Raw genomic sequence first — 15938 nt, forward strand, 5'->3', positions numbered from 1 at the left:
GGGTTACGACACTCCCCGGTCACGCGGGCTGGTCAGTCGTTATCGCCCTCGTGCCGCCGCCGCGAGCGGCCGTGGCGGGCGGCAGCGCCATGATCGAAGGCATGCTTCGCCGCGATCATGGCGCTCAGCGCCGCAGCGACCCTGTAGTTGACCGTTGCCCGCGGCATCACGCCCTTCGCATCGGCAACACCGGCAGACAGGCCGGTGAGCACTTCCATCGCCTCGTCGACAGTCGCGACCGCAAAGATCCGGAACGTGCCTTTCCGTGCAGCCTCGACGACGTCCTCGCGCAACATCAGGTGACGCACGCTTGTCCGGGGAATCACGACCCCCTGTTCGCCGGTCAGGCCGCGCACTGCGCACAGATCGAAGAAGCCTTCGATCTTCTCGTTGACGCCGCCGATGGCCTGGACCTCGCCGAACTGGTTCACCGAGCCGGTGACGGCGAACGACTGGCGGATCGGAATCTGGGCGAGCGCCGACAACAGGGCGCAAAGTTCCGCGAGCGATGCGGAATCACCTTCCACGGGCGAGTAGGATTGCTCGAAGACGAGGCTCGCCGACAGGGACAAGGGCTGGTGGCGCGCATACCGCGCCGCGAGAAACGCCGACAGGATCAGGACGCCCTTCGAATGGATTGCGCCGCCTAGTTCCGTCTCGCGCTCGATATCGACCACGTCGCCCTCGCCCAGCCGCGCCGTGGCCGTGACGCGCACCGGATGCCCGAAGCGCTCTCCGGCCAACTCGACCACGACAAGCGCGTTGATCTGGCCGCAACGCGCCCCCGCCGTCGAGATGAGTGTCGTCCCGTCGATCATCGACTCGATCACCCGCTCGGCGTAGCGACCGGAGCGACGCAAGCGCGACGCGATGGCCGCCTCCACCTGCTCACGCCCCACAACCGCCAATTGCAGCGCGCGCGCGTGGAAATCCGCCTCGCGCATCACGTCCGCAAGCAGGCGCGTCTGCAGGCTCAGGCGGCCGGCGTCCTCGGCAAGCCGGGCGCCGTGCTCCACCAGACGGGCGATTCCCGTCCGATCGAACGGCAACAGCGCCGACGCCCGTCCGAGCGTTGCCAGCAGGGCCGCATAGCGTTCGACGTTTGCGTCGTTGCGCAGCATGTCCTCATCGAAGTCGGCCGCAACCTTGAAAAGTTCGGGGAAGTCGGGATCGTTCTCGGTCAGGAGGTAGAACATCTCGCGATCGCCGACCAGGACAACCTTCACATCGCATGGCACCGCCTCGGGCTCCAGCGTGAGCATGTTGCTCCAGCCCTGCGCTTCCGCCGGCGGCTCGATGCGGATTTCGCCCGAACGCAGCGCGCGCTTCAACCCCTCCCATGCGAACGGCTGCATCAGCAGGCGCTCCACGTCGATGACGAGGTAGCCGCCGCAAGCCCGATGAAGGGCTCCCGCCCGGATCAGGCTGAAATTCGTCACGAGTGCCCCCATCTGCGAGATGTGCTCGATGCGACCGATCAGATTGCTGAAGGTCGGGTTGTCCTCGCATACGACCGGAGCACCGCTGGTCGCGGAGTGATCGACAAGGACCTTGACCTGGTAGCGATGGAACGTCGTCCGGGCCTCGTCCTCCGCCCCTTCCTCCTCCTCGCCCTCCTGGCTCGCCCATTCGCCGCCGCTCGCCAGGATGTCGCTCCTGATCGCATCGAAAAAGCTCTGCACCGTCGGGAGGTCCGCGTAACGCTCGCGCAATCCGCGCATCAGATGCGACACGGCCGGTGTCAGCGCATCGTACGCCGCGCGCTGCATGGCCTCGTGAAGCTCCTTCCGCCAGCCCGGAAACCGCTCGAGCAGATCCGCCAGACGATCGCTCCAGGCACCGACTTTTTCCTCGACCGCAGCCCGGATCTCCGGCGCCAGGGCCTCGAAATCTTCCGGCGACATCGTCTGCCCGTCCTTGGTGGGCGCGAAGACGAAACCTTCCGGCGTCTGCAGCAGGGACACGCCATCGGCGGCACACGCCTCGCCCAGATCGCGCAGTGCCTTCTCCTCCCGCGTCTTGTGCGCATCCTGCAGCGAATCCACGCGATTGCTGTAGGTGTCGCTCGCAAGCGCCGCCTCGATCGCCGGCCCGAGGTCGGCGATGAACGCCTGCATGTCGGCACGCAGTGCAGCCCCTCGCCCGGCCGCCAGCGTCAGGAGGCGCGGGCGCTGGGGGTCGTCGAAATTATGCAGATAGCACAGGTCGGGCGGCACCTCGCCGATCGGCGAAAACTCGTGCAACAGGCGGAAGACCGTCGCATGCCGTCCCGTTCCCGGATCGCCGAGAACGAACACGTGGTAGCCGGGCTGGCGCATCGCCAGGCCGAAGCGCAATGCCTCCTCGGCCCGCCCCTGCCCCACCACCCCCGGCACGTCGGCAAGACTCGTCGTGTCCTCGAATGCGAATGTCTCGGGTGCGCAACGGACGCAGAGACTGTCCGCTGCGAGGGGGAGCAGGTCGGCCATCTTCTTGTTCTCCCGATGCTGCGATGAAAACGGGGCGCCCGGCGGACCGGACGCCCCATGATCCCTCTCGCCCGGCCGACAGGCAAGCGTGCCGCTAGCGAAGCCCTCGACGGGACAGATCGCCCCAGCGAGTGTCGTTGTGTTGCACCTCATTCTCGAACTGCGGAAACCGCCGGTCGTGCTCCATCAGCAGTGACATGATGGTTCCCGCATGCTCGGCCGGAAACCCCTGGCGCTTTCCGCCCCGCGTGTCCGTCATCAGCAGGAAGATGAACTTGCGGCACTCCGCCGTGCCCCACATACCGTCAATCTTTCGAAGATGCGGAAAACGCTCATAGAGCTTTTCGGTCGAAGTTTCTGTAACTCGTGTCGTCATCGCACAATCCCCCGAGGGAGTAGATGCAGCTGCCGGAAGATTAATACTTTTGCCCTATACCCGCGAACCGGCTTCCACGCTACTGTGGCATCTGCCAGCGCGGCACGGTGCGTAGCCCGGACACTGGCGCCGCCGCAGGCAACTGCGCCAACCATATTGCCTTCCGCCGCAACGATCGGTTAACTGTCGCAAAAATAAATCATGAACCCCCACCACAGGTTTCCGAGCGTTTTCAGCATGCACCATTTCAGGCCCCGACAGCCAGGTATCCGATGAAATCCATTCCGATCTACCCCGCGAGCGAGCCTCCCCCCGTCACCGCGGACGCTCCCGCACCGGGCGCCCGCCTTGCCGACAAGCGGGGGCGCATGGTTCACGACTTGCGCATCTCGGTCACCGATCGCTGCAATTTCCGCTGCATCTATTGCATGCCGCGCGAAGTGTTCGGATCGGATTACGCGTTCCTGCCCCGCAAGGAGTTGCTGTCGTTCGAGGAGATCACGCGGGTGGCGCGGCTCTTCGCCGAACGCGGCGTCCGCAAGATCCGCATTACCGGCGGCGAACCGCTGCTGCGCAAGCACGTCGAGAACCTCATCGCCCAGCTCGCCGAAATTCCCGACGTCGAACTCACCCTCACCACCAACGGCGTGCTCCTGCCCAAGATGGCGCGCACCCTGAAGGACGCCGGCCTGCATCGCGTCACGGTAAGCCTCGACGCCATCGACGACGCCACCTTCCGTGCGATGAACGACGCCGACTACCCCGTCGCGGCGGTCCTGAAGGGAATCGCCGCCGCCGAAGAAGCCGGGCTCAGCCCCGTCAAGGTCAACATGGTCGTCAAGCGCGGCGTCAACGACCACAACGTGATCGACATGGCCCGCCACTTCCGCGGCACGGGCCACATCCTGCGCTTCATCGAGTTCATGGACGTCGGCAGTTCGAACGGCTGGGAAATGAGCGCCGTCGTGCCGTCACGCGAAATCATCGAGCGCATCCATCGCGTCTTCCCGCTGGAGCAGATCGATCCCAACTACACCGGCGAAGTTGCCGAGCGCTGGCGCTATCGTGACGGCGGCGGCGAAATCGGCGTCATTTCCTCGGTCACGCAGGCGTTCTGCTCCACCTGCACGCGCATCCGCCTGTCCACGGAAGGCAGGCTGTACACGTGCCTCTTCGCCCAGAGCGGGCATGATCTTCGCACCTTGTTGCGCAGCGGCGCGAGCGATACCGAGCTCGATCGCGCCATTGCCGGCGTGTGGCAGAACCGTGAGGATCACTATTCGGAAATCCGCACCGCAAACACGACGGCATCACGAAAAATCGAAATGTCGTATATCGGGGGCTGATTCAAGACGGTGTGAATCTTGCTTGGTACGAATTTGAAAGTGGCATACCGCTTTCAAATTCGTTAATGACAAGTAGGTACCAGGGCGGGGTCGACGCGACCGCACCCCGGTCGCCGCATGATGACGCCAAGAGCTCCCCGACATCCGACACGAGCATTCGCTTCCATTCCGTTCGCACGGCAATTCCTCCTGGCTTGTGCCGCCGGGCTCCTTTCGGCTGGCTGCTCGACTTCGGGCGGCCCCGGGGATGAGCACGGCGACGAAAAGTACCAGCTCGAATGGCCCGGACCTCCCAGTCCAGCCCGCTTCGCCTATGAAACCAGGCTAAGGTCCGAGGCGGACATCCGACCGGAAACCGACGACGGGCGGATGCGGAAGGTGCTCACCGGCAAGGGCTCCGTGTCGGACGAACGCGCTTTCCGCAAGCCTGCCGCCATCGCCGCGAGCAATGGCCGCATCTACGTTGCGGACCCGCCGACAGGTGCCATCGTGGTATTTGATGCACAGCGGGCACGGGCCTTCCGGATGGGACTGCGCGAACCGAACAGGGTGCAGAAACCGGTGGCACTCGCGATCGACGGGCAGAACCGGGTCTACGTCCTCGACGGCAGACTCCGGCGCGTGCTGGTGTTCGACGCGCTGGGGCTGTTCCAGTTTGCGGTCGGCGATCCCAAGGCCCTGACCCAGCCAGCCGGTCTTGCGGTGAGCCAGGACGGGCAGCGCATCTTCGTGGTCGACCGCGGCAGTGTCGACGGCGAGGACCACAAGGTCGTCGCCTACTCGCCCGATAACCGCGAGCTGTTTCGCATCGGCCCGCGCGGAGCGGCGCCCGGATTTTTGAATATTCCGCTAGCCGCCGCCGTCAGCCGGGCGGGGAAACTACTCGTTCTCGACTCCGGGAATTTCCGCGTCCAGGCGTTCGACCTCGATGGCAAGTACATTTCACAGTTCGGCAGCGTCGGCAACGGACTGGGGCAGTTCTCCCGGCCGCGCGGCATTGCGGTTGATCCTGCAGGCAACATCTACGTCTCCGACGCCTCCTTCAACAACGTCCAGATATTCAATCCGGCCGGGGATCTGCTGATGTGGATCGGCGCGCCGGGAACGAGCGATTTCCCCGGAAAGTTCGCACTGATCGCGGGAGTCGCAGTCGACGAGACGGGACGCCTGTATGTCGTTGACCAGTTCCACCTGAAGATCGAGGTGTACCGCCCCGTTCAGGAGGCGAAACGGGGTTCATAGAACAGGCGGGCAATAATGCCTGGCGCCGTCAGAAGCTCCAAAAATCTCAACAGCATAATCATTGGCATATTAAATGCATAACGTGACACCATAAAACCAATCACGAAATGTCACCACGCTATGCACATCAGAAAACCGTTTGCGTACCTGTTGGCCGCGGGTCTGCTCGCACCCGCGCCCTCCTTTGCTGCCGGAGATCTTCCAACCAAGTTCTCCAATCAGGGCACGATCGCCAATACCCGGCACAACCTCACCCAGCGCCAGGACTCGGGGGGGCCGGCAGGGGCATCGATGGACCCGTACCGCAACGACTACCAGCAGGTATGCGTCTACTGCCACACCCCGCACGCGGCCAACCAGAACATCAATGCGCCGCTGTGGAACCGGACGGTGCGCACCACCACCTATACGCTCTACAGCCAGCAGACACTGTCGCAGGACGCCACCCAGCCGGGGCCGAACTCGCTGACCTGCCTGTCCTGCCACGACGGTCAGACGGCGGTGGACTCGATCGTGAACATGCCGGGGTCGGGGGGCTACAATGCCGCACTGGCGCTCAACCCCAGTGACACCACATCCCAGAGCCTGCTGGACACCTGGAACAACACGCGCGGCCCCGACGCCACCGTGCATGCCGGTTTGAATGGGGCGGGCTGCCTCGCCTGTCACGCACCGGTGAGCGGTCCCACCGACCCGCTTACCGTCGTCAAGGCCGGGGCGACCGATTTCTCGGCGTTCGCAATCGGCACCGATCTCAGCAACGACCACCCCGTGGGCGTCAAACTGCCGAGCGGCTCGGACTGGAACGTTCCGTCCGGCACGTACAGGAACATCCGCTTCTTTGACGCGAACGGCAATAACCGTCCAGACAAGGACGAACTGCGCTTCTACGATTCGGGCCAGGGCTTCGAGGTCGAATGTGCGTCCTGCCACGATCCGCATGGCGTACCCGGCACGGCCGCAACCTTCCTGCCCACCTTCCTGCGCGTAACCGCGGATGGCAGCAAGATCTGCCTGACCTGCCATGTGAAATAGGACAGGTCGCGTTTTCAAGCACAAGAAAGGCGCCCGAGGGCGCCTTTCTCAATTTCGAAAACGCCATAAGAATATGTCTTTGTATTGAGAATCATATTTTACAAAATGCAATCTGGTAATTCTCATGACAATCGGCGCAGACTGGTCGTCGGGGGCCGCGCGAGCAGTCTGCGCGTCCCGAGCCACCCGGCGAGCACCACTGCGCAGACGCCAACTGACAGGGCGAGCACCAACGGCCAAGGGTGCGGAACGTAAGACATCTTGAATGCAAAGCGGGCGAGAATCCGGCCCAGCGCCGCTGCGCCCATTCCTCCCAGCCCGCAAGCCACCACGGCAAGCACGGCAAACTCGGCCAGCAGTGCATGGCGCATCTGCGCGTTGCGGGCGCCCAGCGTCCGGAGCATCGCCAGTTCGTAATCCCGCTCGTCGTGCGTCGATTGCAGCGCGGAAAACAGCACGAGGAAACCGGCGATCACGGAAAAGGCACACACGAACTCGACAATGAGCACCAGCTTGTCGGTCATCGCACGGACCTGTGCAATCACCGCGTCGACATCGATGACGGACAGATTGGGGAAACGCTTCACCAGTTCGGCAGTGAATCGCGGATTACCCGGGGAAAGCCTGAAACTCGTGATCAGGCTTGCAGGATCGTCTTCGAGCATGCCGGGCGACGCGATGAAGAAGAAGTTCACGCGCATCGAGTCCCACTCGAGCTCGCGGACGCTGGTGATTGGCGCTTCGACGAGCCTTCCGGCAACATTGAAACGGACGCGGTCGCCGACCTTGAGCGAGAACGCCTCCGCAAGGCCTCGCTCGACGGAAAACTGCGGGGCCGTTTCCGAACCGTGCCAGCGTCCGTCGACGACGACGTTGCCGTCGGGCAGCCTGCCGCCATAACTGAGGTTGAATTCGCGCTCGGCAAGGTGTTGCGTGCGCTCGTTCTCGTAGTCTTCGGGACGCACCTCGCGCCCGTTGATGGCGTCGAGCCGGCCACGGATCATCGGGCGGACTTCCGGCGCCTGCAAACCCTGCTGAACGAAGAAATCCGTCAACGCCTGGCGCTGGTCGGGCTGAATATTGATCACGAAGCGATTGGGGGCATCGGGTGGGGTCATTGCTCGCCACCCGTCGAGCAGATCGCCGCGGACGATCGTCAGCAACAGCAGCGCGGTCACGCCGAGGCCGAGCGCCACGATCTGCACGACGCTCGCCCCGGTGCGGCGCACGAGGGAGGCCATCCCGTAACGCCAGCCGCTGCCACCGAACATCGCCCCTTTCCGCGTCAGCCCAAGCAGGCGCAGGATGGCCCAGGCTGCCGCCGCGAACGCAGCGAGGGCGAAACTGAAACCAGCCGCCACGTAGGACGCGAGCCGCAGTTCGCCGGCGATCCAGAAGACGAGCGCGAGCAGCGCGGCGGCCCCGGCAAGCCACGCGAAGGCGCTGCGCGTCTCGACGAGCGCGATCTCGCGCCGCAGGACCCGAAGCGTGGAGACTCGTCCGAGGCGCAGGAGTTGCGGCAGCACGAACCCGATCAGCAGGACCACCCCGACTGCGAGGCCGTGGAAAAACGGCAGCGGTGAAGGGGACGGCAGTGCGGTGTCCATGATCTCGACCAGGATCCGCGCCAGCCCCTGCTGTACCCCCCACCCGAGGAAGGAGCCGAGGGCGGCGGCAGCGAGTCCGAACAGTGCAAACTCGCTGACGACGAGTCCCAGCACTTGGCCTTGGCGTGCGCCAAGGCAGCGCATCACTGCACAGGCGTCGAGGTGGCGGTGCATGAAGCGGCGTGCGGAGATGCCGATCGCGACTGCCGCAAGAACCACTGTGAGCAGCGCGGCGAGGCGAAGGAAACGCTGCGCCTGGTCGAGCGCATTGCGGACCTCGGGCCGCGCGTTGTCGACGCCCTCCACCGTTTCGCCGCGTCCGAGATGCGCTTTCGACCAGTGCTCGAAGGCCTCCACGGCATCCGGCTCTCCGGCCACGTGCAGGCGCCAGGTTGCGCGGCTGCCCGCGACGAGGAGCCCGGAATCTGCCAGATCCGCGGCGTTGAAGATGGCCCGCGGGAGCAGGCTGAAGAAATTCGCCCCGCGATCCGACTCGAAGGTCAGCACGCCGCCGATCCTGAACTCCAGCCGCCCCAGTCCCACATGGTCACCGACCGAAACGTCGAGGGCCGCCAGGAGCCGCTCGTCGAGCCAGACTTCACCGCGTCCGGGAATGCGGTCGGCGATGGCATCCGCCTGGTTGGGGCCTGCCGCGATGCGGACATGGCCACGCAGCGGGTAGCCCGGGCCGACGGCCTTGACCCCGACGAGCTGGGCCGCGTTCCCGGTGCTCACCATGCTCGTGAACAGGACCGTGCCGGTGCTCGTGAGGCCGAGCCGCCCGGCTTCCTGCGCAAAAGCATCGTCCCACGGATGATCGGCGCGCAGGAGCAGGTCGCCGCCCAGCAACTGGTTGGCCTCGCGATCGAGCCCCCGGGCGACGCGGTCGGCGAGGAAGCCGACGCTGGTGAGACAGGCCACCGCGATCACGATGGCGAGGCCGACGAGGTGGAGTTCGCCCGCCCGCAGGTCGCGCAACATCATGCGCAGGGATAGCTGGAAGGTATGCATGCGCAGGTGGACGGCACAGGGCGCCGGAGGTTCAGGATTTGGGCAGCAGGCGCCGTGCGAGTTCGACCCAGTAGGCGACGCCGAACGGGATGATCGAGTCGTTGAAGTCGTAGTGCGGGTTGTGCAGGGTGCAGCCCCCTTCACCGGGGCCGTTGCCGATCCACACGTAGCAGCCCGGCTTGTGGCGCAGGTAGAAGGCGAAATCCTCGGCGCCCATGCTGGGGCGCTGATCGGTCAGCACGCTGGCGCCGGGCAGGCCGGCGGCCACTTCGGCACAGATCGCGGCTTCGTCGGAGGTGTTGATGGTTGGGGGGTAGCCGCGACGATATTCGACCTCGACGCTGACGCCGTGGCTCGCGGCGACACCCGCGCTGATACGCGAGATCGCTGCTTCGATGCGGTCCTGCACCGCCGCGCTGAACGCGCGCACGGTGCCGCACAGTTGCGCGCGATCGGGGATCACGTTGTACGCCTCGCCCGCGTGGAACTGGGTCACCGAAACGACAGCGGAGTCGAGGGGGTCGAGCGTGCGGCTGACGATGGTCTGGAGCGCCTGCACCAGCGCGGCACCGGCAGCGATGGAATCGGTGCCGAGATGCGGCATCGCGCCGTGCGCGCCCTGGCCGCGGATGCTGATGTCGAAACGATCGGCGCTTGCCATCACGGGGCCGTCATGCACGGCGAAGTGACCGGACGGCAGGCCGGGCCAGTTGTGCATGCCGAAGATCGAGGCCATCGGGAAGCGGTCGAACAGGCCGTCGGCGATCATCGCCGCACCGCCGCCCTCGCCCTCCTCGGCCGGCTGGAAGACGAAATACACGGTGCCGTCGAAGTCGGGGTTCGCAGCCAGCACTTCGGCCGCGCCGAGCAGCATCGTCGTGTGGCCGTCGTGACCGCAGGCATGCATGCAGCCCGGGTGCTGCGACACGTGCTCGAATTCGTTGCGCTCCTGGATCGGCAGGGCGTCCATGTCTGCGCGCAGGCCGATGGCGCGCAGGCTGCGCCCGGCGCGGAGCACGCCGACGACGCCCGTTCCGCCGAGGCCGCGGTGCACCTCGATCCCCAAAGCCGCGAGGCGGTTCGCGACGAGGTCCGCCGTCCGGCGTTCGGCGAACGCGAGCTCGGGATGGGCGTGGATGTCGCGCCGCAGCGCGGTCAGCGCCGGGTGGCACTGCCTGATCTTTTCGGTGATGCTCATGTCTGCACCTGTCGTCGCAGGTTTGCGATTGTGTGTCGGGGATGGTTCCGAGTTTAATGATCAATGGGCCGGGCGTCGATCTCGCGGACCCGCCGGCACGTGATTCCTTGCAAACCCCGTTCAGGATAGCCGTGTGAAACTGTTCTACGCCGACCACTTCGTGCTGCCCCTGCCCGCCGGGCACCGCTTCCCGATGGAGAAGTATTCGCGCCTGCGCGAGCGGCTGCGGAACAGCGGCCTGTTTTCGGGCGACGACTTCATCGTTCCCGAAGCGGCTTCGGACGCCGATATCCTGCGGGCGCACGATGCGGCTTACCTCGATCGCGTTGCGCGCGGAACGCTGGGTCCCGCCGAACAGCGGCGCATCGGCTTCCCGTGGTCGGCGCCGATGGTGGAACGTTCGCGCCGCTCGGCCGGGGCGACGCTCGCGGCCTGCCGGCACGCGCTGGTCGACGGATGCGCGGCGAACCTCGCCGGTGGCACGCACCACGCCCACCGCGACTTCGGATCGGGTTTCTGCGTGTTCAACGACGCAGCAATTGCTGCGCTGGCGATGCGCGCGGAAGGCCGGGCACGGCAGATCGCGATCATCGACTGCGACGTCCACCAGGGCGACGGGACGGCGACGATCCTCGCGGGGCTGCCGGACGTGTTCACCCTGAGCCTGCACGGCGAGAAGAATTTTCCGTTCCGCAAGGCGACCTCCACCCTGGACATCGAGCTGCCGGACGGCACCGCCGACGCCGACTACCTCGCGGCGCTGCGCGATGGCCTCGAACAAGTCTTCGCAGCCTTGCAGCCGGATCTTGCGATCTACCTCGCGGGCGCCGATCCGTATCGCGACGACCGGCTGGGCCGCCTCGCGCTGAGCGTCGACGGGCTGGTGGCGCGCGACGAGCTGGTGCTGCAGCACTGCGCCATGCATGGCACGCCGGTGGCGGTCGCGATGGCGGGTGGCTATGCGCGCGAGATCGACGACACGGTGACGATCCACGCGAACACGATCACGACGGCGGCGCGTTTCGCGCCCCTGCTCCGGGTCGCGGCAGAACACGGGACAGCCGGGTCACCCGGCGGCCAGGACACGCCTCAGCGATTGCCGGCCGCCTGACGACGGCTGCGTTCCGCACGCAGCAGGTCGGCGATGTCGGTGTTGCCGTTTTCGAGCGCCCAGGTTTCGGCGGTGAATCCGGCGTCGTTTTTCCGGTCGAGATCGATGCCCGTTTTCAGCAGTTTGCGGACGACGTCGATGTGGCCGTTTCGCGCCGCCAGCATCAGCGCATCGGACCCGTTCGGCGCCAATGCGGTGACATCCGCGCGGCGCGCCAGCAGGCGGTCGACGATTTCGGCCCGGCCCTCGAAGGCCGCGTACATCAGCGGCGTCCAGCCGTCGTGGTTCACCTCGGCGCCGGCGTCCAGCAGGACGTCGACGATCGCGGTCTCGCCCTTGAGCACCGCGAGCATCAGCGCCGAGTCGCCCGCCGCGTTGCGCAGCGACACCTTGGGGCGATGCTTGAGCAATGCCTTCACGGTTTCGAGGTTGCCTTCACGCGCGGCGAGGATCAGCAGCGAGCTGCCCTGGGCGTCCACCGTGTTCGGGTCGATGCCGCGTGCGATGAGCTGCATGAGCTGCGACGTGTCGCCCAGCCGCGCGGAGCTGAGCGCGTCCTCGTAGCTGTCGGCGAACGCCGCCGGGCTGCACAGCGAACTGGCAAGGATTGCGGTGACCGCGAGGCGCTTGATCGAATCAGTGAGCATGGGCATGACGAAACAGGCGGAAGAAGTTTTCGGTGGTGGCGGTTTCGATGCGCTCGAGCGGTTCGCTGCGCAGGCGGGCAAGCTCTTCGGCGACGTGCACGACCCAGGCGGGCTCGTTGGTCTTGCCGCGATGCGGGACCGGCGCGAGATACGGCGCATCGGTCTCGATCAGCAGCCGGTCGAGCGGAACGTACTGTGCGACGGCCTTGAGTTCCTTGGCGTTCTTGAACGTGACGATGCCCGAGAACGAGATGTGGAAGCCGAGGTCGAGCGCCGCTTCGGCCACTTCGCGCGATTCGGTGAAGCAGTGCATCACGCCGCCGGCCTCGCCGGCCCCCTCCTCGCGCATCAGGCGCAGGGTGTCGTCCGCCGCCGACCGCGTATGGATGATCAGCGGCTTGCCACACTTGCGCGCGGCACGGATATGCGTGCGGAAGCGCTCACGCTGCCATTCGGGCGCGTCCTTCTGCCAGTAATAGTCGAGGCCGGTCTCGCCGATCGCGACGATCTTCGGGTGCGCGGCGAGCGCGAGGAGGCGCGCTTCGTCCGGTTCGTCCACGCCCTCGTTGTCGGGATGCACGCCCACGGACGCGGACAGGTGCGGGTGACGTTCCGCGAGTGCGAGGACGCGGGGGAAATCTTCCAGCTTGACGCTGACGCACAGCGCGTGGCCGACACGGTTCTCGGCCATCGCCGCGAGGACGGCCTCTTCGCGCTCGGCCAGGTCGGGGAAATCCAGGTGACAGTGTGAATCTACGAACATCGACGAAGCATCAGAGGGTGTGGGTGGGGCGGTTGGAGCCGAGGTGGCCGGCGAGGATCTGTTCGATACGCCCGCGCAGCGCCTTGCCGGACTCGTCCGAGCTGAAATGCACGCCGATGCCCTGGGTCTTGCCGCCCTGCGCGCCGTGGGGCGTGACCCACACGACGGTCGCCGCGACCGGATGCTTGGTCGGGTCGTCCATCAGCTGCAGCAGCATGAAGACCTCGTCCCCGAGCGCATGCACGCGCGGCGTCGGTACGAAGATGCCGCCGTTGCTAAGGAAGGGCATGTAGGCCGCGTACAGCGCGGACTTGGAGTTGATGTTCAGCGACAGCACGCTGGGGCGTGCGACGCTCGATTTGGGAGCTTCGCTCATCGGCGGGTTCCGGTCACGGCGCGCGCATAGCGCAGGAGCATGTCTTCGAGCATCAGCCGGGCATTCAGCGGATGCTGTGCAACCCGGCGGATCCGGGCGAGTTCATTGTAGCAGTTCGTCACGGTGGCCACGCTCGTGCGCTGGGCGAGCGCGGCGATGACACCGTCCTCGCCGGGGAAGAAGCGCACGCGCCCGCCCAGCCGCAGCGACGCGAGGTCGGTGACCCAGCGCTGCATCCATTCGACGAGCTGCGGCATGCCGAAGCCGGCGGCGAGCGCTTCCTTCGACTTGAGCCAGCTTTCCCACTGGCCGGCGAGTTTCAGCGGATCGCCGGCGGGCAACTGGGCGAGATCCTTCACGAAGCGCCGCAGCAGCGCGTCCGAGCCGTTGCGGGCGAGGCGCTGCGCCGCGAGCGGCATCCCGCCCGTGAGGGCGAGCAGGTCCGCGGGCGGGGCTTCCGAGGCCGAGAGCCACTGCGCGACGGCCTCGCCGGCGGGGCGCGAGAAGCTCCACTGCTGGCAACGGCTGCGAATCGTGGGCAGCAGGCGGCGCGGCGCCGACGAGACGAGCAGGAAGACGCAGCCTTCCGGCGGCTCTTCGAGGAGCTTCAGCAGGGCGTTGGCGGTGAAGGCGTTCATCGCTTCGGCGGGATCGACGACGATCACGCGCCGGCTGCTCTGGTGGCCGGTCACGGCGAGCGCTTCCTGCAGGTCGCGGATCTGCTCGATCCGGATCTGCGAGGATTTTTTCTTGCCGCTGCCGCCTTCGCCCTCACCCGCATCATCACCGTCCCCTGGCTCTTTCCCGGACGCCGCATCGGCTTCCGGAACGACGGGCAGCAGGTCGGGATGGTTACCCGAGAGCCTCAGTTGGCAGGCCGCGCAGTGGCCGCAGGCGTGCCCGTCCGCGCCCGGGGTCGCGCACAGCAGGCGTGCCGCGAGCGCGTCGGCGAGGTCGCGCTTGCCGAGGCCTTCCGGGCCGACGAAGAGGAGCGCGTGCGGCAGCCGTGCGCCGAGGCCGACCAGCCGCTGCCAGGTCTCCTGCAGCCAAGGGTGGATCATCGGAAGAAGCGCTCCGCGACGATGGCCTCGATCTCGGCACGGATCTCTTCGGGCGGGCGGTCGGCCACGATCACGCGGATGCGTTGCGGGGCCGTGCGCGCGCGTTCGAGGTAGGCGGCGCGCACGCGCTCGAAGAAGTCGCGCTGCTCGCGCTCGAAGCGGTCCGGCGCCGCGCCGGTGTTGGCCACGCGCGCGGCGGCGACCTCGGGCGGCAGGTCGAAGACGAGGGTCAGGTCGGGCTGGAAGCCCGGATGCACCCAGTCCTCGAGGGCGGAAAACTTCGCGGCGTCGAGCCCGCGGCCGCCGACCTGGTAGGCGTAGGTGGCATCGGTGAAGCGGTCGGACACCACCCAGGTGCCGGCTGCGAGCGCGGGATGGATGCGGGCGGCGAGATGTTCGCGGCGCGCGGCGAACATCAGCATCGCTTCCGTTTCGAGGTGCATCGGTTCGTGCAGCAGCAGTTCGCGGAGCTTTTCGCCGAGCACGGTGCCGCCGGGCTCGCGCGTCTGGTCCACGGTCAGCCCGCGCGCCTGCAGGAGTGCGACGAGCGCCGCGATCTGGCTGCTCTTGCCGGCACCGTCGATGCCTTCGAAGGTGATGAAGCGCCCGCGGGCGCGCGTCTGGTTCAACTTCCCGATCCCCGCTGATAACGATTGACGGCCTTGTTGTGGTCGTTGAGGTTGGACGAAAACTCGCTGGAGCCGTCGCCGCGCGCGACGAAGTAGAGGTAGTCCGTCTGCGCCGGGTGGAGCGCGGCGTTGAGCGATTCTGCACCCGGCATCGCGATGGGCGTCGGCGGCAGGCCGGCACGCGTGTAAGTGTTGTAGAGGTGGTCGGTTTCGAGGTGCCACTTGCGCAGGCGGCCCTCGAACCCTTCGCCGTAGCCGTAGATCACGGCCGGGTCGGTCTGCAGGCGCATGCCGATGCGCAGCCGGTTGGCGAAGACCGAGGCGATCAGGCCGCGATCCTCGGGCCGCCCGGTTTCCTTTTCGACGAGGAACGCCAGGATCAGCGCCTCATAGGGCGACGCCAAGGGGACCGTCGGGTCGCGCGCCTCCCAGGCCTGCGCGAGGCGCTGCTTCATCGCGGCGTAGGCACGGCGCAGCACCGCACTCGCGCTCGACTGCTTGTCGAACAGATAGGTGTCGGGGAAGAACAGGCCCTCGGCGTGCGTTTCGGTCGCCCCGATCGCGCGCAGGATGTCGGCCTCGGCGAGGCCCGCGGTGTCCTGCTGGAGGTTCGGGTTGCCTTCCAGCGCGGCACGGACCTGACGGAAGTTCCAGCCTTCGACGAAGCGGATCTCGGCCTGCGAGACGTCGCCGCTGGAGAGCTTCAGGATGAGCAGCCAGGGCGTGACGCCGCGATGCACCTCGTAGCTGCCGGCCACGATGCGCCCGGCCTTGCCGCTGATGCGGGCGATCCAGTACAGCGCGCGGGGACTCACGTCGATGCCGGCCGCCGCGATCGCCGCCGCGGCCTGGCGCATCGTGTGCCCGCGCTGGACCGTGAAGTCGACGACCGGCTGCGCCAGCTCGAGCGGACGCTGCGCGTACCACCAGGCGGCCGCGGACACGGTCGCAACGGCGAACGCGAGTGCCATCAGCAGTCGGAGAACGAGGGGTTTCATCGAATTGGACAGGTCCGCGGAAGGGGCGGCGAGGCGTGTGCCGGAAATATTGGTCCGCAACCATTGCGTC

The 15938-nt window shown here is 66.7% G+C and carries 14 protein-coding genes; 4 read left to right on the top strand and 10 right to left on the bottom strand.

Features of this window, described 5'->3' with window-relative positions; translation table 11 throughout:
• Positions 1–32: 32 nt before the first annotated feature.
• Positions 33–2468 (bottom strand): Lon protease family protein, encoded by a 2436-nt coding sequence (locus tag CDA09_RS15380; protein WP_121429450.1) that lies wholly within the window; start codon positions 2466–2468, stop codon positions 33–35.
• A 94-nt stretch (positions 2469–2562) separates the two neighbouring features.
• Positions 2563–2844 (bottom strand): hypothetical protein, encoded by a 282-nt coding sequence (locus CDA09_RS15385; RefSeq protein ID WP_121429451.1) that lies wholly within the window; start codon positions 2842–2844, stop codon positions 2563–2565.
• A gap of 272 nt (positions 2845–3116) precedes the next feature.
• Here CDA09_RS15385 and moaA point away from each other — a divergent pair, with 272 nt between their 5' ends.
• The 3 genes from moaA (at position 3117) to CDA09_RS15400 (ending at position 6467) form a co-directional block, all read left to right on the top strand.
• Positions 3117–4190, top strand: coding sequence for a GTP 3',8-cyclase MoaA (moaA, locus tag CDA09_RS15390; protein WP_121429452.1), 1074 nt, complete (start codon positions 3117–3119; stop codon positions 4188–4190).
• 378 nt (positions 4191–4568) lie between these two features.
• Positions 4569–5432: a 6-bladed beta-propeller gene (locus tag CDA09_RS15395; RefSeq protein WP_286164165.1), complete on the top strand. Its 864-nt coding sequence runs from the start codon at positions 4569–4571 to the stop codon at positions 5430–5432.
• A 120-nt stretch (positions 5433–5552) separates the two neighbouring features.
• A complete protein-coding gene (locus CDA09_RS15400) occupies positions 5553–6467 on the top strand; it encodes a cytochrome c3 family protein (RefSeq protein WP_121429454.1) in 915 nt (304 codons plus the stop codon).
• A gap of 122 nt (positions 6468–6589) precedes the next feature.
• On the opposite strand, the gene CDA09_RS15405 is transcribed toward CDA09_RS15400, so the two are convergent.
• Both CDA09_RS15405 and CDA09_RS15410 read right to left on the bottom strand, forming a co-directional pair.
• A complete protein-coding gene (locus tag CDA09_RS15405) occupies positions 6590–9085 on the bottom strand; it encodes an ABC transporter permease (RefSeq protein WP_121429455.1) in 2496 nt (831 codons plus the stop codon).
• Between the two features lie 31 nt (positions 9086–9116).
• Positions 9117–10283, bottom strand: coding sequence for a M20 aminoacylase family protein (locus tag CDA09_RS15410; protein ID WP_121429456.1), 1167 nt, complete (start codon positions 10281–10283; stop codon positions 9117–9119).
• A gap of 133 nt (positions 10284–10416) precedes the next feature.
• Between CDA09_RS15410 and CDA09_RS15415 the strand changes: the two genes are divergently transcribed.
• The gene (locus CDA09_RS15415; protein ID WP_121429457.1) at positions 10417–11394 is read left to right on the top strand and encodes a histone deacetylase family protein; all 978 of its coding nucleotides are present in this window, start codon (positions 10417–10419) and stop codon (positions 11392–11394) included.
• Here CDA09_RS15415 and CDA09_RS15420 read toward each other — a convergent pair.
• Genes CDA09_RS15420 through mltG form a run of 6 tightly spaced genes read right to left on the bottom strand, consistent with a single transcriptional unit; the run spans position 11373 to position 15868 of the window.
• Entirely contained in the window at positions 11373–12047 is a 675-nt protein-coding gene (locus CDA09_RS15420) for an ankyrin repeat domain-containing protein (protein ID WP_121429458.1), read from the bottom strand. The two genes, CDA09_RS15415 and CDA09_RS15420, sit on opposite strands and share 22 nt — an antisense overlap.
• Positions 12031–12804: a TatD family hydrolase gene (locus CDA09_RS15425; RefSeq protein ID WP_121429459.1), complete on the bottom strand. Its 774-nt coding sequence runs from the start codon at positions 12802–12804 to the stop codon at positions 12031–12033. The genes CDA09_RS15420 and CDA09_RS15425 overlap by 17 nt, the downstream gene beginning before the upstream one ends.
• Positions 12805–12814: 10 nt before the next feature.
• Positions 12815–13180: a PilZ domain-containing protein gene (locus CDA09_RS15430; RefSeq protein ID WP_121429460.1), complete on the bottom strand. Its 366-nt coding sequence runs from the start codon at positions 13178–13180 to the stop codon at positions 12815–12817.
• Positions 13177–14241 carry a DNA polymerase III subunit delta' gene (gene holB, locus CDA09_RS15435; protein ID WP_121429461.1) on the bottom strand — a complete coding sequence of 355 codons (1065 nt, stop codon included), beginning with the start codon at positions 14239–14241 and terminating at the stop codon, positions 13177–13179. The genes CDA09_RS15430 and holB overlap by 4 nt, the downstream gene beginning before the upstream one ends.
• Positions 14238–14870 carry a dTMP kinase gene (gene tmk, locus CDA09_RS15440; RefSeq protein ID WP_121429462.1) on the bottom strand — a complete coding sequence of 211 codons (633 nt, stop codon included), beginning with the start codon at positions 14868–14870 and terminating at the stop codon, positions 14238–14240. The genes holB and tmk overlap by 4 nt, the downstream gene beginning before the upstream one ends.
• Positions 14867–15868: an endolytic transglycosylase MltG gene (gene mltG, locus CDA09_RS15445; RefSeq protein WP_121429463.1), complete on the bottom strand. Its 1002-nt coding sequence runs from the start codon at positions 15866–15868 to the stop codon at positions 14867–14869. The genes tmk and mltG overlap by 4 nt, the downstream gene beginning before the upstream one ends.
• Positions 15869–15938: the final 70 nt, after the last annotated feature.

It is taken from the genome of Azoarcus sp. DN11, assembly GCF_003628555.1.
In the GTDB taxonomy this organism is placed as follows: domain Bacteria; phylum Pseudomonadota; class Gammaproteobacteria; order Burkholderiales; family Rhodocyclaceae; genus Aromatoleum.